General features: G+C 72.8%; 13 protein-coding genes and 1 pseudogene. 3 read left to right on the top strand and 11 right to left on the bottom strand.

Annotation, left to right across the window (positions count from 1 at the left end; genetic code table 11):
• Nucleotides 1–98: 98 nt before the first annotated feature.
• The 6 genes and pseudogenes from ACGF5U_RS24845 to ACGF5U_RS24820 all read right to left on the bottom strand — a co-directional run.
• Nucleotides 99–1,649, bottom strand: a complete 1,551-nt coding sequence (locus ACGF5U_RS24845) for an RNA polymerase sigma factor (protein WP_392713308.1) — start codon at nt 1,647–1,649, stop codon at nt 99–101.
• 397 nt (nt 1,650–2,046) lie between these two features.
• Nucleotides 2,047–2,991, bottom strand: coding sequence for a FadR/GntR family transcriptional regulator (locus ACGF5U_RS24840; RefSeq protein WP_392713307.1), 945 nt, complete (start codon nt 2,989–2,991; stop codon nt 2,047–2,049).
• A 157-nt stretch (nt 2,992–3,148) separates the two neighbouring features.
• Nucleotides 3,149–5,257, bottom strand: coding sequence for an ATP-binding cassette domain-containing protein (locus ACGF5U_RS24835; RefSeq protein WP_392713305.1), 2,109 nt, complete (start codon nt 5,255–5,257; stop codon nt 3,149–3,151).
• A gap of 277 nt (nt 5,258–5,534) precedes the next feature.
• The gene (locus ACGF5U_RS24830) at nt 5,535–6,305 is read right to left on the bottom strand and encodes an NUDIX domain-containing protein (protein ID WP_392713303.1); all 771 of its coding nucleotides are present in this window, start codon (nt 6,303–6,305) and stop codon (nt 5,535–5,537) included.
• A gap of 98 nt (nt 6,306–6,403) precedes the next feature.
• Nucleotides 6,404–8,425 carry a glycogen debranching N-terminal domain-containing protein gene (locus ACGF5U_RS24825; protein ID WP_392713302.1) on the bottom strand — a complete coding sequence of 674 codons (2,022 nt, stop codon included), beginning with the start codon at nt 8,423–8,425 and terminating at the stop codon, nt 6,404–6,406.
• Nucleotides 8,426–8,817: 392 nt separating this feature from the next.
• Nucleotides 8,818–10,128 (bottom strand): annotated as a pseudogene (locus tag ACGF5U_RS24820) (DUF4192 domain-containing protein); the annotation flags it as partial.
• Nucleotides 10,129–10,533: 405 nt separating this feature from the next.
• Between ACGF5U_RS24820 and ACGF5U_RS24815 the strand changes: the two are divergent.
• On the top strand, nt 10,534–12,771 hold the full coding sequence (locus ACGF5U_RS24815; RefSeq protein WP_392713300.1) for a RecQ family ATP-dependent DNA helicase: 2,238 nt from the start codon (nt 10,534–10,536) through the stop codon (nt 12,769–12,771).
• 218 nt (nt 12,772–12,989) lie between these two features.
• The gene (locus ACGF5U_RS24810) at nt 12,990–13,628 is read left to right on the top strand and encodes a hypothetical protein (protein WP_392713299.1); all 639 of its coding nucleotides are present in this window, start codon (nt 12,990–12,992) and stop codon (nt 13,626–13,628) included.
• A gap of 481 nt (nt 13,629–14,109) precedes the next feature.
• On the opposite strand, the gene ACGF5U_RS24805 is transcribed toward ACGF5U_RS24810, so the two are convergent.
• From ACGF5U_RS24805 to ACGF5U_RS24785, 5 genes are all read right to left on the bottom strand, one after another.
• Complete coding sequence (locus ACGF5U_RS24805; protein ID WP_392713298.1) at nt 14,110–14,739, bottom strand: hypothetical protein; 630 nt, start codon at nt 14,737–14,739, stop codon at nt 14,110–14,112.
• 90 nt (nt 14,740–14,829) lie between these two features.
• On the bottom strand, nt 14,830–15,540 hold the full coding sequence (locus ACGF5U_RS24800; protein WP_392713296.1) for a ribonuclease HII: 711 nt from the start codon (nt 15,538–15,540) through the stop codon (nt 14,830–14,832).
• 516 nt (nt 15,541–16,056) lie between these two features.
• The gene (locus tag ACGF5U_RS24795; protein WP_392713295.1) at nt 16,057–16,968 is read right to left on the bottom strand and encodes an ADP-ribosylglycohydrolase family protein; all 912 of its coding nucleotides are present in this window, start codon (nt 16,966–16,968) and stop codon (nt 16,057–16,059) included.
• A gap of 12 nt (nt 16,969–16,980) precedes the next feature.
• Nucleotides 16,981–17,640: a histidine phosphatase family protein gene (locus ACGF5U_RS24790; protein WP_392713293.1), complete on the bottom strand. Its 660-nt coding sequence runs from the start codon at nt 17,638–17,640 to the stop codon at nt 16,981–16,983.
• A gap of 237 nt (nt 17,641–17,877) precedes the next feature.
• Entirely contained in the window at nt 17,878–18,483 is a 606-nt protein-coding gene (locus ACGF5U_RS24785; protein WP_392713292.1) for a YdbC family protein, read from the bottom strand.
• Nucleotides 18,484–18,678: 195 nt separating this feature from the next.
• Between ACGF5U_RS24785 and ACGF5U_RS24780 the strand changes: the two genes are divergently transcribed.
• Complete coding sequence (locus tag ACGF5U_RS24780) at nt 18,679–19,209, top strand: TerD family protein (RefSeq protein WP_392713290.1); 531 nt, start codon at nt 18,679–18,681, stop codon at nt 19,207–19,209.

Genomic DNA, 19,209 nt, shown 5'->3' with positions numbered 1-19,209 from the left:
ACAATCATGCCGTCATCACACCCGCGCAACGCCGGAGGGCCCCGATCCTGTTCGGATTCGGGGCCCTCCGGTGCGACTCTGTCCGGCTACCGGCTCACTCAGTCCAGGTAGTCGCGCAGGACCTGCGAGCGGGACGGGTGACGCAGCTTCGACATCGTCTTGGACTCGATCTGGCGGATCCGCTCACGGGTCACGCCGTAGACCTTGCCGATCTCGTCCAGCGTCTTCGGCTGACCGTCGGTGAGACCGAAGCGCATGGAGACCACGCCGGCCTCACGCTCGGAGAGCGTGTCGAGCACCGAGTGCAGCTGCTCCTGGAGGAGCGTGAAGCTGACCGCGTCGGCGGGCACGACCGCCTCGGAGTCCTCGATCAGGTCACCGAACTCGCTGTCGCCGTCCTCGCCCAGCGGGGTGTGCAGCGAGATCGGCTCACGGCCGTACTTCTGGACCTCGATGACCTTCTCGGGGGTCATGTCGAGCTCCTTGGCCAGCTCCTCCGGGGTGGGCTCACGGCCCAGGTCCTGGAGCATCTGGCGCTGGACGCGCGCGAGCTTGTTGATGACCTCGACCATGTGCACCGGGATACGGATGGTGCGGGCCTGGTCGGCCATGGCCCGGGTGATCGCCTGGCGGATCCACCACGTGGCGTACGTGGAGAACTTGTAGCCCTTGGTGTAGTCGAACTTCTCGACCGCGCGGATCAGACCCAGGTTGCCCTCCTGGATCAGGTCCAGGAACAGCATGCCGCGGCCGGTGTAACGCTTGGCGAGCGAGACGACCAGCCGGAGGTTGGCCTCCAGCAGGTGGTTCTTGGCGCGGCGCCCGTCCTCGGCGATGATCTCCAGCTCACGCTTGAGCTTCGGCGCCAGCTTGTCGGAGTTCGCGAGCTTGTCCTCGGCGAACAGGCCGGCCTCGATGCGCTTGGCGAGCTCGACCTCCTGCTCGGCGTTGAGCAGCGGGACCTTGCCGATCTGCTTCAGGTAGTCCTTGACGGGGTCGGCGGTGGCACCGGCGACGGCGACCTGCTGTGCGGGCGCGTCGTCCTCGTCCTCGTCGGACAGGACGAAGCCCTTGGCCTCGCCGTCGGTCTCCTCCTCCTCGCCCTTGCCCGGCTGGACGTCCTCGAGGAGTTCCTCGCCCTCGATGACCTCTTCGGGGTCCTTCTTGGACGCGGTCTTCTTCGCGGTCGTCTTCTTCGCGGCGGTCTTCTTCACCGCCGTCTTCTTGGCCGCGGTCTTCTTGGCGGCCGTCTTCTTGGCGGGGGTTCCGGCCTCGTCGGCCGGGGCGTCCGCGCTCTGCGCCGCGGGGGCCGCCGCCGCGGCCGCAACGGACTTCGTCACGGTCGACCTGGCGGTGACGGTCTTGGTGGCGGTGCGCTTGGCCGGGCTCTTCGCTGCGACGCTCTTGCGGGCGCGCTTCGGCGACTCCGCTGCACTGACCATCAGCGTCACACCCTCTTCCTCGAGGATCTGATTGAGGCTGCGCAGAACATTCTTCCACTGGGTTGGCGGAATCTGGTCAGCCTCGAAGGCCCGACGCACGTCATCGCCGGCGATCTGCCCATCAGCCTTTCCCCGCTCGATGAGCGCCATCACAGACTCGGACTCGGCGATCTCCGGCGGGAGCGTACGGGATGTGCTGGCCGACACGAACAACCTCTCGGAACGATGGAAACGGCTTCCGGCCCCGCCCATGATCGGGCCGGAGCCGACGACCGCCGGCTGGGGATGTGCCGACGACGCGGGCTGAACCTCGGAGGTGCACAGCGCCATGAACGGCGGCTGTATTCCCTCCTCGGCTGTCACCTCTTAGGTCATCGCAGTGTTTCGAGGAGCGTTACGCCCAATCCGCGTGGCCCGAGTCACACCCCATAAGGGATGAACGGTTTGGACAGGGACAAGACCCCGCATTTGTGCGCCGGACCTCGTGGGTCTCGGCAAGGTTTCCTCGGGTCGCCGGCCTGCGACCCTCGGTCACCGACGTGGCCGAGTACCCATCGGGTCCGGCGGCACACCATGCGCTTGGTTTCCGGTCACGGTCCGGGGTTCAGTGCTCGCGCGGGGCCGGTACGACGCGCTCGACGTCCGGCTGGACGGTGAGGAGCTGCCGCATCGCGGACTCGGCGGCCACGCCGTCCCCGGCGGCCAGGGCCTCCAGGATGCGGGCGTGGTGCGCGAGGCACTGCTCGCTGGGCCGGTCGCAGCTGATGGTCGGGGAACCGGAGACCTGCAGGGCGGCGGAGACGATGCCGGAGAGGTGCTCGAGCATCCGGTTTCCGGCCAGCTGGATGAGCAGGGAGTGGAACTCGGCGTCGGCGCGGGAGAAGGTCATCGCGTCACCCTGGGCGAGCGCGTGGCCCATGATCTCGACCATGTCGCCGATGCGCTGCTGGACGTCCTCGCGGCTGTGGCCGGCGGCGAGGCGCGCGGCCAGCGGCTCGATCGTCCACCGCAGCTCGGCGAGCTCACGGCGCTGGTCGTCGCGCTGGGGGCCGAAGGCCCGCCATTCGATGATGTCGGGGTCCAGCAGGTTCCAGTCGCTGACGGGCCGCACGCGCGTACCGACGTTGGGACGGGCACTGACGAGGCCCTTGGCCTCGAGCACGCGCAGCGACTCCCGTACCACGGTTCGGGAGACTTCGAAGCGCTGGCCGATCTCCTCGGGTACGAGCGGACGGTCCGCGCCGAGGTCCCCCGATACGATCATCTGTCCGAGCTGTTGGACGAGTTGGCCGTGCAGTCCGCGGCCGCGGCTGCCCGCCGCCCGTCGGCCCACACGGCCCAGGTCGGTGTCCGCGGTGTCCCAGGAAGGCGGACCGACGCGGTCGACGGCCGGGGCCTCCGCGTAGGGGTAGCGGTCGAGGCCGCCCGGAGCGGCGGCGATGCCTGCCTCGGCGGGGCGGGCGGCGGTCATCATGGTGTGCGCAAGGGTACTCACGCATCCTTTGTCGGCGCGGCCTCCACGGCCCTTGAGGTCTTTGGTGAAAAGCACACGAAAGGGTGATCGGCGCTCGCTCCTCAATTGACGCCTTATCGGAAGGAACCGGGCAATTTCCAAGTTGTTCCGACCGATTGAGGCGCATTGCCCAACCGCTGGTCACCGAGCGTCGCCCTTCGGCCGGTCCCCGACCGTGGTGTTCGGCCGGTCGTCACCAGCGGGCTCGACGGCGGGCGGTCGTGAACACATATGCACACAGCAGCGCGGTCAGCGACAACACCAGTGCGGTACCGACCGGTTGTGCCACGACCTTCATCGCTCCACCGAGCCAGCGATCGAGGTCCTGCGGCCCCTGGGCCCATGTCAGCTCGCGCAGCCGGCCGGGCAGCCCCGCGATCGACCGCGCCGCCGGTTCCAGCAGCGCCTTCCGCACGAGCGGGGTGACGAGCACGGGTACGGCGAGCACCGCGGCCACGCCTGCCGCGGTCACCCGGAACACGCCCGCTCCGAGCAGCCCCGCCCAGGCGCAGCCGATCGAGAGCCCCACCCAACTCACACACATCATGGCCCAGTTCTCCGGTACGGGGATCAAGGCGCCGCCGTACACGAGGCGGAGGATCTCCAGGTCGACGACCGCGACCAGCAGGGCGATCAGCAGAGCGGTCACCGCCGTCACGGCGAGCTTGGCGCCGAGCAGCCCGAGGCGTCGCGGGACGGTGCCGCGACCGAAGGAGAGTGCGGGGTAGCGGTACTCGTCGCCGAAGGAGAGGGCGCCGATGAGGCCCGCGGCCAGGGCCGCGGGGGGCAGGGGCAGGAGCCCGTGCCAGGCCGCGATCACCGTCGGCAGCGGCGTGCGGCCGGACCGGGCGAGCAGGACGGCGATGGCGGCCGAGGCGGCGAGAGCGGCGGCGATGACGAGCAGCGCCGTGGGAACGCCGAGGAGTCTGCGCAGTTCGTAGCGCAGCGGCTGCAGGGGGCCGCGTAGCGGCTTGGGGGCACGGGGCAGGGGTGGCGGGATGTCGCCGCCACGGCGGGCGCTGGAGACGCGGCCGGGCGCGGCCCGAACGGCACTGGGGAATGGGGGGCTCTCGGGCGATGGGAGAGCCGTGGGGGGCGGGGTGGCGGCTGCCGGGGGCGGGGTGGCGTCAGCGGCGGCAGAGGACGGGGTGGCTCCGGGGAGCGGAGTGGCGTCAGCAGCGGCAGAGGACGGGGTGGCTCCGGGGGGCGGGGTGGCGTCAGCGGCGGCAGGGGACGGGGTGGCTCCGGGGGGCGGGGCGGCGGGCGGAGTGACCGCAGAGGGCTGGGTGGGTGGGGCGGTCGTCGATACGGCGGAGGACGGTGAGGCGGTCGCGGCCGCTGCCGCCCGGGGCACTCGGGGCGCTGTGGATTGCTCCGCGCACGGACGGGTGGCGGCTTCCGGGGCGGCCGGGGGGACGGCGGCCTGCTGGGTGGTGTCGACGGTCTCCTCGGCCAGGCGGTGGAGGAGGATCCCGTGGCGGAACGCGGTCTCGCCGATCTCCGCGCAGTCGCCGCCGTAGACGCTCAGGCGGGTGCCGCCCTCGGCGACCACCTCGACCGGGCGCCGGGCGGCGTGGGCCTCGCGGCTCACGAGCGCGGCCAGGCGCACCGCGTGCGGCGTGTGAACCGCGATGCGGGGGCGGTACCGGCTGCGGGCGAAGACGTCCACGGGCTGGTCGGCGGCCAGTCGGCCTTCGGCGATGGTGACGACGCGGTCGGCGGTGCGGAGCGCCTCTCTGGGATCGTCGGTGGTGAACAGCACCGTGCCGCCGTGAGCGGCGTGCGCGCGCAGGAGCCCGTGCAGCCAGCTCCTCTCACGCGGCGACAGGCCGGCCGCCGGCTCGTCCAGGAGCAGGGTGTGCGGATCGCCCAACAGGGCCGAGGCGAGCCCCAGTCGGCGGTCCATGCCGAGGGAGAGGGTGCCCAGCCGCTGGTCTTGGAGGCCCGCGAGTCCGACGACGTCGAGTAGGTCGTCGGCGCGGGACGCGGGTACCCCGGCGGCCGCGCAGAGCATGCGGAGCTGACCGCGTACGGTCCGCGACGGGTGTCCGGGGACATCACCGAAGAGCACGCCGACCTCGCGGGCGGGATGGGCGACGCGGTGGAGGGCGCGCCCCCGGAAGTACGTGACACCCCGGCCGGGTTCGAGGGCGAGCATCAAGCGCAGGGCGGTGGTCTTGCCGGAGCCCGGAGGGCCGAGGAGGGCGGTGACATCGCCCGTCGCGGCCTCGAAGGTGAGATCGTCCACGGCGGGCGGCAGGCCCCGGCGGGGCATGCTGGTGAGTCCGATTGCCTGGAGCATCGCTTCTCTCGCGGTAGATGAGACCGCTCGGCGGCAGGGGCGGGTACCGCAGCACGATAACGCGACAATCCGGACTTTTTGTGCAGGGTCACGGGCATGGACGCGGATGGCCGACTGATGGGCGAACCGCAGGCCCGAGGCCGCCCACGGCCGGGCGCGTGCCATCGAGTCGACGGTGGCGGCCGCCCGTGCCCGAGCCGCCCCACCACGCCACGACGTTCCGGCCACGGCCTTCGGACCTCGAGGTGTCGGCCCTGCGGTGTGGGGGCGCCGGGGGTCAGACCTCGGGGCGCAGCATCGGTGGGTTCAGCAGCGGCGCGCCGCCCGCCCGGAACAGCTGGGCGGGCCGGCCGCCCTGCCGCGTGGTGGTCCCTCCGGCGGGAACGAGGAACCCCGGCGTACCGGTGACCTTGCGGTGGAAGTTCCGCGGGTCCAGGGCCACTCCCCAGACCGCCTCGTACACCCTTCTCAGCTCCCCGACGGTGAACTCGGTGGGGCAGAACGCGGTGGCCAGCGACGAATACTCGATCTTGGAACGGGCCCGCTCCACGCCGTCGGCCAGGATCTGCGCATGATCGAAAGCGAGCGGGGCGGGCGACTCCCCGTCGCGTCCGGGGCCGCCCTCCTGGCTGAGCAGTTCCTCGACGGGGGCCCAGCGCACGCTGTTGGCGTCGCCACCCGCGCGGGGCGCGGGCAGGTCCGGGGCGAGCGCGAGATGGGCGACGCTGACCACCCTCATACGGGGGTCGCGCTGGGGATCTCCGTAGGTGGCGAGCTGTTCGAGGTGGGCACCGTTCCCTGGCGTGGGCGCCGGTGTTCCCGGGTCGTGCACACAGAGCCCCGTCTCCTCGGCCAGCTCACGGGCCGCTGCCGAACCGAGGTCCTCGTCCGGTCGTACGAAGCCACCGGGCAGCGCCCAGCGCCCCTGGAACGGCGGCTCTCCACGCCGTACGACCAAGGCGCACAGGGCGTGACGGCGCACCGTGAGCACGACCAGGTCGACGGTGACGGCGAAGGGCGGAAAGGCCGAGGGGTCGTAGGGGGACATGCCGCGATCATAGTCGTCTGCCTGACGATAAACACGCGTCTCACGATCTCCGACAGGCACTTCCCGCACAACATCGATACCGGTGGCGCGCACGCGGGTCACACCCCCAACTGGAGACCGGGGGCGGCCTCCTCCACCATGCCGAGGCCCAGCCTGCTGACCCGTACGGCGAAGGGCTCGCCCGCGACGGTCAGCCCGGACAACCGGAGCTCGCCCAGCGGAGCGCTGCGCATGGGCTGCAGCGACACCGTGCGGGCCGGGGCGTCGGGGCGGATACCCGCGAGCGCGACCAGCACATGGAGGGAGGCGGCCGAGGCCACGGCCGCCGGGCGGCAGGCGGCCGGGTGCGGAACGGGCGCGCCGTCCGCCGTACGCTGCTCGCCCGCGTACATCTCGGGCAGTCGGTGGCCGAACGCATCGGCGGCGTCCAGGAGCCCCCGCAGCAGACCGGACGCTTCCCGCTCGTAGTCGGCGGCCACGAGGCCGGCGATCGCGACGGCCGTCTCATGGACCCGGACGGCCCCGGCCCGGTGACCGAACGGGTTGTGTCCCGGTTCCTTGGCGCCGAGGCTGCGCAGCCCCCACCCCGAGTCGAGTGCCGGACCGCCGAGCAGTCGCGCCACCTGCTCTGTCTGCACCTTGTCCAGCAGGCCGTCGGCGATCCGCCCGGCACCGAGCAGCCCGGTGTCGAGAAGGTGGGCCGCACCGCCCCCGAGGTACGGCAGGGGCCTGCCGTCCGCCGCGAGGGCCACGGCCGGACGGCCGCCGAAACGGTCGTCGAGCCAGAAGCCCTCCCGGAACCTCTCCCGCAGCGCGCGGGCCCAGTCCCGCCACTCCGCCGCCCCGGGGCGGCCGCACGCCTCCAGGAGATCCGCCCCGAGGAGCGCGGCCCGGTGTGCGTGTGCCTGGGTCTCGGCACGCAGCAGTCCGGTAGGGCCCGGCTCGCGGACCGGGACGCCGCCGCCCGCGCGGCCGCGCAGCCAGTCCAGGCAGCGCTCGGCCGCAGGAAGCAGCTCCTCGATGTCCTGGTCCGGCAGGCCCCACAGCCTGGCCTCGGCGAGCACGGTGGGGAAGGCGAGGGTCGCTTCGGTTCCGGTGCAGCTGGGCGGGGTGTGCGGACCCGCGTCCCGCACCGGCCCGGGGATGCGGCCGCCGTCGGGGCCCGTACCGTCCATCTGGCCGCGCGCCAGGGTCCGCAGCGTGCCGGCAGCGAGCCGGGTGCCGAGCGGAAGGGCCATCCTGACCGCCCACAGGGCTTCCGCGGGCGCCACGCCGCACCGCCAGGGAACACCCGCTGCCGGAGCGAGGTCGCCCGGGTGCGCAGGGTCGCGGACCAGGAGCGCCCGCAGGTCGTCGAGGCCCACGCGAAGAAGCCGCGCCACACGCGGGTCGTCGCCCTCGGCCTGGGCGTCCGACAAGCCGTGTCCCCCGGTGCTCCCCACCGGCCTGACGGTGCGCCCGGAGCGGACCCGCAGTTCGATCGTGCGGGCTGCCCCGGGCCGCAGCTCCAGCTCCCAGCGCAGGAGCCCGGCGGAGGCGAGGGCGTCCTTGGGCGGCGGCTCGGCCGTGACCACCGCCAGGGCACCGTCCGCCGCCGACCAGCGCATGCCGGAGCCGTACACGCTGGCCCGCAGTTCGGGTCCTGACCGGCCGGACGCCACCGCGCCCAGGGAGGCGAGGTCGGTGCCGAGGGCGATTTCGACGGGGAGCCGGACAGGGCGGCCGGCGCCGTTGCGGAAGGTGATCCGTTCGGTTCCGTCCGCGTGCCGTGAGCGCTCCACTCCGACGCCCGGGTCGGGGCCCCGGTCGGCGGGGGTGCGCACGACGGCCATGAACCGGGCGCGGTCGGCCGAGACCAGCCTGCCCTGCACGGCCACGGGATCCCGGTCGGCGACCCGTAGTCGGCAGCGGGAGAGGAGACGGCGGCCCGACTGGTAGACGCCTTCCAGCCCCCGGCCGATGAGCTGTCCGTCCCGCGCGGAGACCGCCATGGACGGCAGGGCGACGCAGATGAGCGCTTCGTGCACCGATGGCAGTTCGCCGGTCGTGGCGCCGCCGGGCGGTGGTCCGTGCCCGGCGGTGGACGGCGGCCGGGACGGAGGGACGGGGGCCTCGCCCATGGCCCTGGGAGGGCGGGGCGGGCCCGGGGGCCTTGGGGAGGGCCGGGACGGAAAGGTGCGATCCATGGATGGTCTGCTGAGCCTTCTGTGCGCTCCGGACAGCCGCTGGAGGTACGGCGGCACGGGTCGTGCGACTCCGCCACTGACGTGAACGGCGGCACCGGCGCACTGGTCACGCCCGTCATCGGCCGTTTCCGCTCTCGCGGGGCCCGCCGCGCGGGCCGGTGCCCCGGGGTCGTGCCTTGGCCCCCGTCCGGCGACCGGACCCCTCGGGGCGTTCCGCCGAGGCGGGAGGAACCGGTGCGGCCGTCGCACTCCGGGTGGCGACCCCAGGCGACGCGACCGGGGCGGTCGGCGCAGGTCGCACTTCCGGAGCGTTCGGGACAGCGGGCGCCGCCGGGGCGGTCGGCGTGATCGGGGCGGCCCTGTCCGTCAGCTCCGTGGTCGCGCTCGTTCCGCGCCGCCCCGCCCTGCGGGCCTTCCTCCCGGTCCTGCTCGGTACGGCAGACCGCATCCGCCCGGTCACCGCGGTGCTCCTCTGTCGGCGGCCTCCCGCACGGCTCGCGGGACGCCGCGCGGGTACCGCGTTCCTGGCGCAGGCACTGTCGCAGCGACTCGGGGTCGAGGCCGTCGTTGCAGGCCTGGTGCAGGAGCCTGGCGAAGACGTACTCGGGGTCCGCGTCCAGTGCGAGACCGAGCGCCACGCGGGCGCTCGGCTCGTCGCCCGTCGACCAGGCCACCCATCCGGCGAGAGTCAGCGGTGCGGCGGCGTGCTCGACGTAGGGGCCGACACAGCGCCGGGCGAGGGCGCGCCAGAGCCGGAGGGCGGGCTCGGCCTCCGGGCCTTCCATCCACTCCGCCGCGCGGTCCCGCGTGTCCCGGTCCTGAAGGCCGATGATGACCGCGGCGGCCTCATCGTCCCCGATCAGTCCGTCGTCCTGGGCGTCGGCGGCCGCGTGGTCGGCTGCCGGGACGCTCCGCGCGAGTCGTCGGGTGAGTTCGCGGGCCAGCCGGATCGTGTCGTCGCGCACCCGCTCGCGGTCTTGCGCGTCCAGGATCCGGGGAGTCAGCGCGGCGCCGGCCATGTCCAGTGAACGTGCCTGCTGTTCCATCGCCCGCGACTGTTCGTCCCCGATCAGTGCTGCCGCCGGCCGGAGCCGCCGCTCCATCTCCTTCAGCGAGCCGCGTACATGGACGCCGGCGTACGCGGCGGCCGCGGCCATCACCGACGTACCGGGCGGGACGAGTTCCCTGCCGTCCGAGGGGCAGCACACGGGGTCGGGACAGCAGTAGGACCAGAAGCGGCCACCGGATACGCAGAGCGCCTCGTACACGGGGACGTCCAGTGCTCCGCAGGCGGTGCGCAGCCGTTGCGCCAAGGGGCGCAGCCGTTCCATCACCTGCCGGGCGGATTCCCCTTCGGCCGGGTCCTGGCAGAGGAAGACGACGATGCCGTCCGGGCGTGCGCCGCGCCGTTCGCTGCCCTCGATCAGGCACTCCGCCAGTTGCTCGGCGACGGACGGCCATTCACGGGGCGAGCGCGGAATGCCCAGCCTCAGCCGACCGCCGAAGCGGCCCCGGTCGCCGTGGAGCGCGACCATCACCACCGAATCAGTGGGGTGGAAGCCCAGCATGTACGGCAGGGCGTCGGCGAGTTCCGCCGGGCCGCGAAGGGTGATCTGCGGCTGGCCGACGGGCGCGATCCCGGGTGTGGCGCCCCTCGGCCCGCCGGGTCCGTTCGGTCCGGCGGGTTCGGAGGATCCAGCGGGTTCGGAGGATCCGGCGGGTTCGGAGGATCCAGCGGGTTCGGAGGATCCGGCGGGTCCAGTGACGCCGGTCGGCTCGGTGACCCTCGTCGGCTCGGTGACGCCGGTCGGCTCGGTGACGCCCGTCGGCTCGGTGGGTCCGTTGTGTCCGCTGCTGTGGTGAAAGGGGTTCATGGTCACGACGGTCTCGTGGTCCGCCCGAGCCGTCGACCCCTGTGGATAACGTCGTCCACAGGGCTTTTCCGCCGGTGGGGGTTGCCCTACCCTCGCTCCGCCGATATCTCGGGCTTCGCCGGTTCGCCGGTTCGCCGGATGTCAGACCCGTGCTGTTGCATGGGGGGCATGGAGTTCACCAGCGACGCAGGACCGGACACGCTCCGCGAGGCCGCCGACGCCGTGCTCGCCCGGCTCGTCGGCGATCCCGGCCACCCGGGCGCCACCGGCAGAGGCGGCGAGGGTGACGAGGGCGGAGGCGGCCGTGGCCCGGTACGGCTGCGTGAGGACCAGTGGCGTGCGATCGAGGCGCTGGTCGCGCACAAGCGCCGGGCGCTGGTCGTCCAGCGAACGGGCTGGGGCAAATCCGCGGTGTACTTCGTCGCGACCGCCTTGCTGCGCCGGCGCGGCGGCGGGCCGACCGTGATCGTCTCGCCCCTGCTCGCGCTCATGCGCAACCAGGTGGAGGCCGCCGCGCGGGCGGGTATCCACGCTCGGACGATCAACTCCTCGAACCCGGAGGAGTGGGAGACCGTTCAGCGGGAGGTGGCCGACGGCGCGGTGGACGTCCTGCTGGTCAGCCCTGAGCGCCTCAACAACCCGGACTTCCGCGACCAGGTACTCCCTCGGCTCGCGGCGGCCACCGGTCTGCTCGTCGTGGACGAGGCGCACTGCATCTCCGACTGGGGCCACGACTTCCGGCCCGACTACCGGCGGCTTCGCACGATGCTGGCTGAGCTCCCCCCGGGCGTCCCCGTCCTGGCGACGACCGCCACGGCCAACGCGCGCGTGACGGCGGACGTCGCGGAGCAGCTCGGCACGGGAGGGGACGGCGACGCCCTCGTCCTGCGTGGCCCCCTGGACAGGGAGAGTCTCAGTCTGGGCGTGCTGCGCCTTCCCGACGCCGCTCACCGGCTGGCCTGGCTCGCCGACCACCTCGGTGAACTGCCGGGCTCCGGGATCATCTACACACTCACCGTCGCCGCGGCCGAGGAGGTCACGGCGTTCCTGCGCCAGTGCGGTCACACGGTCGCGTCGTACACGGGCCGCACGGAGAACGCCGACCGGCAGCAGGCGGAGGAGGATCTGCTGGCCAACAGGGTCAAGGCCCTGGTGGCGACGTCCGCGCTCGGCATGGGGTTCGACAAACCGGATCTGGGCTTCGTCGTGCATCTGGGTTCCCCCTCCTCCCCCATCGCCTACTACCAGCAGGTCGGCCGCGCCGGCCGTGGCGTGGACCACGCCGAGGTGCTGCTGCTGCCCGGCAAGGAGGACGAGGCGATCTGGGAGTACTTCGCCTCGGTGGCCTTCCCACCGGAGGAGCAGGTGCGCCGGACGCTGGACGCCCTGGCGCACGCGGGCCGGCCGCTGTCGCTGCCCGCGCTGGAACCGCTGGTCGATCTGCGCCGTACCCGGCTGGAGGCGATGCTCAAGGTCCTGGACGTGGACGGAGCGGTACGGCGGGTGAAGGGCGGCTGGACGTCCACGGGACAGCCCTGGTCGTACGACTCGGAGCGTTACGCGTGGGTGGCCCGCCAGCGCCGGGCCGAGCAGCAGGCGATGCGCGACTACGTCGCGACGGCGGGCTGCCGCATGGAGTTCCTGCGCCAGCGGCTGGACGACGAGGCGGCCGCGCCGTGCGGCCGTTGCGACAACTGCGCGGGGCCCCGTTTCGACATCAAGGTGTCCGGTGCCGCCCTCGACGCGGCACGCGGCGAACTCGGCCGGCCCGGTGTGGAGGTCGAGCCCCGCAAGATGTGGCCCACCGGGCTCCCCGCCGTGGGGATCGATCTGAAGGGGCGCATTCCGGCCGGGGAGCAGGCGTTCCCCGGCCGGGCGCTGGGCCGGCTCTCCGACATCGGCTGGGGCAACCGGCTGCGTCCGCTGCTGGCGGAGCGGGCGCCGGACGGCCCCGTACCCGACGACGTACTGGACGCCGTGGTGCGCGTGTTGGCCGACTGGGCGAAGGGCCCGGGCGGTTGGGCGTCGGGTGCGCCCGACGCTCCGCCACGCCCGGCGGGGGTCGTCACGGTCGCCTCGCGCGGCCGCCCGGAACTGGTCGGCTCCCTCGGGCGCCGTATCGCCGAAGTGGGCCGGATGCCGTTGCTCGGCTCCGTCACGTACGCGCCGGAGGCTGAGCATGAGCGGATCTCCCGGACCAACAGCGCACAGCGGGTGAGCGGTCTGCACAGGGCCCTCGTGGTTCCGGCCGTTCTCGCCGATGAGTTGGCCTCGGTGGACGGCGGGCCCGTGCTGTTGGTCGACGACCTCTCGGACTCCGGCTGGACGCTGGCGGTCGCCGCGCGACTGCTGCGCAGGGCCGGGGCGAAGGGGGTGTTTCCGCTGGTCCTTGCCGTTCAAGGGTGAGCAGAAGAGTCATCCGCGAAACCACTGGGCAGGATATGAGTGGCATACCAACTCATTCCAGGCAGCGGCCCCATTTGCTCGTTGCCGCTCACCCATGATGCCCGCAAGAATTGGAATCCGCCCCGCCGCTCGGCCTGTTCGCGGTCCGGAAGGGCTGTGCCGTGGTGCGGCTCACCCGACTCTGCCCGCTCTGTGGGCGCGTATGCGAAGGGAGGACCATGACCTTCGGATTCGCTCCGTCCGCAGCGACAGCGACCATCGCCCATGCCGATTCCACGAGTCGGCTCGCCCGAATGCTCGAACCGGCCGAATGGGCGGCGGCCGGGATTCCGCTCCTGGGCAACCCACGCGATGTCGTCAACGGACTGCACGCACGTCACCGGCCGACTCCCGCGACGGCCGTCATCGCCGTGCTCGACCACGAGGAACGACTCGCCGCCAGCGCTTCGTTCACACGTCGCCAGGCACCCCCGGACGGCTGGGAGTTCCGCAACGCCCTGCTGGCGCATCTGCGCCGGGTCATCCCACATGACCTGCGGCGCCGCACCCCGGTGCGCACGGCCGTCCTGCTCTACTGCCGCGACGGCGACGAGCGGTGGACGGAGGAGGACGGGGCGTGGATGTGGGGGCTGCGGGACGCCTGCACACTGCACGGGCTGCGCTGCGGCGCGTACATCACCCTGACCGGCGGCGGCTGGCAGGTGCTGGGCGACGGAAGGGGCGGGCGGCGGCCGCACGCGGGATCACCGCCCGAGGATCTCGCGGGCCTCGCGGACAGCATGGCCGGCGGTGGATCGTCCGGGCCCCGTACGGCGAGCGGTGCGACTGAGCCGCTGCGCCGCACGGCCGCCCGCTGAGCCGACGGGCACCCCGGGTACCGAGCACCCGGCGTGTCCGTACGCATCGGGGCGCCTGAACACATCGGGGTGTCCGAAAGCATCGGTGTGCCAGTACACAGCGGGGACGCCCACGCCCGGCACGGGACAGCCGGCACGGGACAGCCGGCACCGGCCGCCGCCCCGGACCCGCGTCCAGGGGACGCGCGTCGGGGCACGCGAGTCGGCCCTCTCTCCGGCGTCGCCGCTGCCGCGCGGGAACAGCGCTACCGGACGAGGGCATCCCTTCGGACGCCCTCTTGGGACGCTCTCTCGGACTGCCGGGGGGACGCCACTTCGGGCGCGCCACCGGACGCCACGGGCGACGCGCCACCGGGACGCGCCACCGCAGACGTACTACCGCAGACGCGCCACCGCAGACGTACCGCCCGAGGACCCGTCGGGCATCCCGCGAACCTCTCGCGTCGGGTGACGCCGTCGGCCGCGGCCGGCCTCAGCTCGCTCAGACGCCCGTTCCGAGCACGGCGTTGATCCGCTGCGGATCGCCGCAGACGATGAGCAGGGCGCTCGCGCGGGTCAGAGCGGAGGGCAGCACACGGGCAGCGGCGTCGTCGTCACCGCCGTTGACCGCGACGACGACGACGGGTCGCGCGGACGCGCGGTCCACGGCGGCGGCGTCCGCGAAGAACACGTCCTCGCCCGCGTCGTGCTGCGCCCAGTACGCGGCGTCGCCGAAGGACAGCTCGTGAGCCGCCCACGGGTGCGGTTCGCCCGTGGTGAGGACCAGGATGTCGCCGGGCGGGCGGCCTGTGTCGAGCAGCAGGTCGACCGCCTCTTCGGCGGCGTCGAGCGCGCCGTCCGCAGGGGCGGGGATCAGCTGGATCTGCGGTTGGCTCCGCGACGCGGAACGATTCTCCGGCCGGGAGGCGGACTGCCCGGCACCGGGGTGCGGGCGCTGCGCCGGCGGCGTGGGCCTGGCCGGGCCGGGGCCCGGGCGACCGGGACGCGGCGAGGCCGCGGAACGCGGACCGGGGACGGGACGGGGGGTCGGCGCGGGACGGCCTGCGGCCGGGGTGGCGCGGGGACCCTGGGCACTCTCGTGAATCTGAGGCTCCTCGGGGGTGAGAGGCATACGGGATGTCTATCAAACTTCGGTGCGCAGGGCACCGGCGGGTGGTGTGTAGGCACGACGGTGCCGTACGGCCGGACTCTGCCGGACAGTTCAGAAGTCGAAACCGAGCTGGCCCCCGCTTTCCAGCGCGGCCGCCTCCGGGGAGAGACGGACCTTCTTGAGATGCCGCCACTGGGGCAGCGCGTCCAGATAGGCCCAGGTCATCCGGTGGGATGGCGTCGGGCCCCACTGCTTGAGCGCCGCCTTGTGCACAGGCGACGGATAGCCGGCGTTGGCATCGAACTCGAAGGGTGTGTATTCCTCGGACGCCACCGCCAGTTCGGCCATCATCGCGTCCCGTCGGACCTTGGCGATAACCGAGGCGGCCGCGACCGCGATACAGGACTGGTCACCCTTGATCACCGTACGCACTCGCCAGGGCTGCCCCAGGTAGTCGTGCTTGCCGTCGAGGATGACCGCGTCCGGACGTACCGGCAGGCCGTCCAGGGCGCGGACGGCGGCCAGCCGGAGCGCCGCCGTCATGCCGAGCTCGTCGATCTCCTGCGGTGAGGCGTGCCCCAGGGCGTACGCCGTCACCCAGTTCTCCAGCACGATCGCCAACTCGCCGCGGCGCTTGGGGGTGAGGAGTTTGGAATCGGTGAGTCCGTCCGGTGCGCGGCGCAGTCCGGTGACTGCGGCGCAGACGGTCACGGGCCCGGCCCACGCCCCGCGTCCGACCTCGTCGACACCGGCAATGATCTTGGCACCGGTTGTCGCTCTGATCGAGCGCTCGACGGTGTGGGTGGGTTGTTCGTACGGCATGGCGCCAGACAGGTTACGCCGCCCGCCCCCTCCCGCGACACCCGGATTGCGTTCCCGTGCACCGGGCCGCTCTCCGCAGCCCGGCCGACCGGCGTCAAGGGTGTCCCGGGCGGCCTGTGGGCATGCCGGCGACCGGCCGCCGCCCCTGCCGCCCTCCGGGGAACTCGCCGGAGCCCGCCGGGCGTCGGCCGGGGGCGGGACACGGCCTGGGGACCGTGGCCCCGTGCACGACACCGTGGACCATCTCCCGCGCGTCTTTGGATTCCGAACCGGTCCTCGCGTGCCCGACCGGTCCTCGGGTTGCCGACCGGTCGCCGGGTTGCCGACCGGTCCTCGGATGCCGACCGGTCCTCGGGTTCCCGACTCCTTTGCCGTGTACCTCCGAGTTCCCGTGTACCTCCGAAAACCAAGATCATGACGGGAATCACAGGTCCAGGGTGGTCGCACGACGGTGCACCCGGCTGATCATGGACGGACCACAGCACGGGACCGCACTGGGGACCCTGCGGAACGGCGTCAGCGGGCCGGACCCGAGGGGAGCCAGCCGGGAAGGTCCTCGGTCCGCTCCAGCCAGGCCGCCGGAGGGGCGCCGACGCGGCCCGCGGCGACGACGCCTCCCGCGATCGCGGAGGTCGTGTCGACGTCGCCACCCGCCTGCGCCGTGGTCCAGAAGACCCGCTCGTAGTCCCCGAGCGCCCGCGCCGCGGACCACAGGGCGAACGGCACGGTGTCGTGCGCGCTCGTACGCCGCCCGCAGCCGAGGACGGCGGCGACCGTCTGGGCGTCGTCGTAGTCGAGCATGTCGCGCGCCCTGCGCAGTCCGGCGCCGACGGCGCTGCGCGGCACCAGCGCGACGACTCCGTCGAGCAGGTCGGCGGGCTTGGGGGGCCCTGCGGGGTCGGCGACCAGCGCGGCGGCGGCCGCGACCGCCATGCAGCCCACCACCGCTTCCCGGTGCTGGTGCGTGGTGTACGAGGAGATCTCCGCCTGGTGCGTCGCCTGCTCGGGGTCGTCGGCGTACCAGGCGCCGAGCGGCGCGATCCGCATCGCCGCGCCGTTGCCCCAGGAGCCCTGGCCCTGGAAGAGGCCGGCGGCGAGTTCACGCCAGTCGCCGCCCTCCCGGACCAGTCGGAGCATCCGGTTGACGGCGGGGCCGTAGCCCCGGTCGAAGTCGTGGTGCTCGGCGAAGGAGCGGGCGAGTGCGTCCTGGTCGACGCGGCCGTGCTCGGCGAGCACGGCCAGCACGGAGCAGGCCATCTCGGTGTCGTCGGTCCACTGCCAGGTGCCGGGCGGCAGCTCGCGGCGTTTCAGCAGCGGATAGTTGGCGGGGACGAAGAACTGGGAGCCCAGGGCGTCTCCCACGGCCAGCCCGCGCAGGCTGGCCAGGGCGCGTTCGAAGCGCCGGTCGAGAGAGGAGTCAGCGGTCATCGCAACTCCACTCTATCCGGTGGTGCCGTACGGCTCGGGGGTTCGCCAGCGCTCGAACGGCTGGTCCAGGGTGTAGCGCCCGTCATCGCCGAGCCGCAGGGTGCGGGTCTCGCCGTTGCGCGGGTTGGACAGGGACTCGAATTCGGCGACCGTCCAGTGGAACCAGCGCATGCAGAACAGCCGCATGGTCAGGCCGTGGGTCACCAGGAGCACGTTCGGCGGATGGTCCGGGGCTTCGAAGCTGCGGTGGAGGCTTTCGAGGAAGGCGCCCACCCGGTCGTAGACGTCGGCGCCGGACTCGCCCTGCGCGAACCGGTAGAAGAAGTGCCCGTAGGCGTCGCGGTAGGCCTTCTGGAGCCGTACGTCCTCCCTGTCCTGCCAGTTCCCCCAGTCCTGCTCGCGCAGCCGCGGCTCCTCCCTGACCCGTACCAGCGCCGGGTCCAGCCGGAACGCCTGGAACGTCTCATGCGTCCGCCGGTACGGCGAGATGTAGACACTGACCCGCTCGTCGCCGAACAGCCCGCGCAGCCGCTCGCCCGTCGCCTCGGCCTGCCCGCGGCCCGTCCCAGTCAGTCGCAGCGCATGGTCGGGCACCCGCTCGTACACCGTGTCGTCGTGATTGCCCTCCGACTCTCCGTGCCGGACGAGGACGATTCGCCGGGGTCGCGCCATGGCACGACACACTAGTTCGGCGGCCCGGGTCGGGCTCGGCCGGCCGGGTCGCCGGACGCCGTCCGGCGTACGCGGTGGGTGACGCGCTCACGCGGTGCAGCGGCTGTGCGGCGGGACGCGGTAGAGACGGCACGGCCGGACACGGTGAGGCGGCCGGCCGGTCGCGGGGTGGAACGCCCACCCGAGAGCAGTCCAGCGGCGTACCGGGCGGTGCGCCGTCCGTCGTACGGCGGCCGGTCAGACCGTCCAGGCGGCTTCGAGGTCAACGACGTCGCCCGTGAGCGCGGCGACGTCCGCCGCGAGCTGGGCGCGCAGGGCGAGTCGCTCCACGCGTTCGGCCCGGTACTTGCCGTGCTCGGCCGCGGACCGCCACATGGACAGCACCAGGAACTCGTTCCCCGGCGCTTCCCCGAACAGCCCGCGCAGCATCCCCGGGGAACCGGCCATCGCCGGATTCCACACCTTCTCCTGCATGAGCGCGTAGTGCTCGACACGCTCCTCGCGGATCCTGCTGTGCGCGACCCGGACCACGTCGGCGTCGGTGAACCGCGGCTCGAAGCCGGTCTTCACATCGAAACGGTGGTCGAACAGCTTGACCTGCATGTCCTTGTACGTGCCGGACTGCGCAGCGGCCAGCCGGTCGTGCGAGCGGGCCATGAACGAATCGTAGAAGGGCCGGCTCTCCCAGAAGGCGAAGACATGGGCGACGCCGGGCCGCAGCCGACTCCACCCGCCGCCCTGCCCCCGGAATCCCGGCTCACCCAGTAGCCCCGCCCACTTCCGCTGCGCGCGTTCGAACCCCCGACGGTCGACCACGGTGCAGCGAATCCACTTGACCAGCACCGCGCCATCGTACGGGGCCGACAGCGGCCACGGCCCCTGTACGGCGGACCGCTTCATCCGGCCACACCGCGGCGACGCCCGCCGGGCGGTGGGAGTCCGCCATGGACGCCGGGTGGGATGGGTGTACGTGACACCATGGACAAGGAGCTTGGGGCCACCGCGAGTTGGCCGAGTCCGTACGAGAGAGGGGAACCTGTGAGCAGTCTCAACAAGGGGGTAGGCAAGGTCGAGGTGACGCTCAAGTGGGACCCCAGCCCGGCGGGCGCACCCGACCACGACCTCGACATCATCGCGGCGGTCTACCCGGCGGAGGCGCCCTATGGTGAGCCGGTCTACCTGGTGCACTTCGACAGCCGCTCTCCGGACGGCACCATCACCCTCAGCAGGGACAGCCGCACCGGTCTGGGGTTCGGTGTCGACGAGTCCATGACGCTGGAGCTGAACCGGCTTTCCGCCACCTACGCGCGCGTGGTGGTGGGCGTGGCGATACAACAGGGCGGCGGGCGGATCACGTTCGGGGACATCCCCCACACGGTGGTCGCCGTCCGGGAGGGCTACACGGAGCTGGAGAGCCATGACTTCGGGGCGGTCGCCGACGCCACGGCGGCGACCATCGTGGAGTTCACCCGCGACGGCGCGGGCGTGTGGGCCTACCGCAGCGTCCTGCGCGGCTTCGACACCGATCCGCAGTCCTTCACCGCGCTGATGGGTGCGCGTCACCCCTGA

Origin of the sequence: Streptomyces sp. NPDC047886, assembly GCF_043204435.1 — a bacterium.
Lineage (GTDB): Bacteria > Actinomycetota > Actinomycetes > Streptomycetales > Streptomycetaceae > Streptomyces.
Note: the sequence above shows the minus strand (reverse complement) of the source record. Positions and strands in the feature narration are given on the sequence as shown.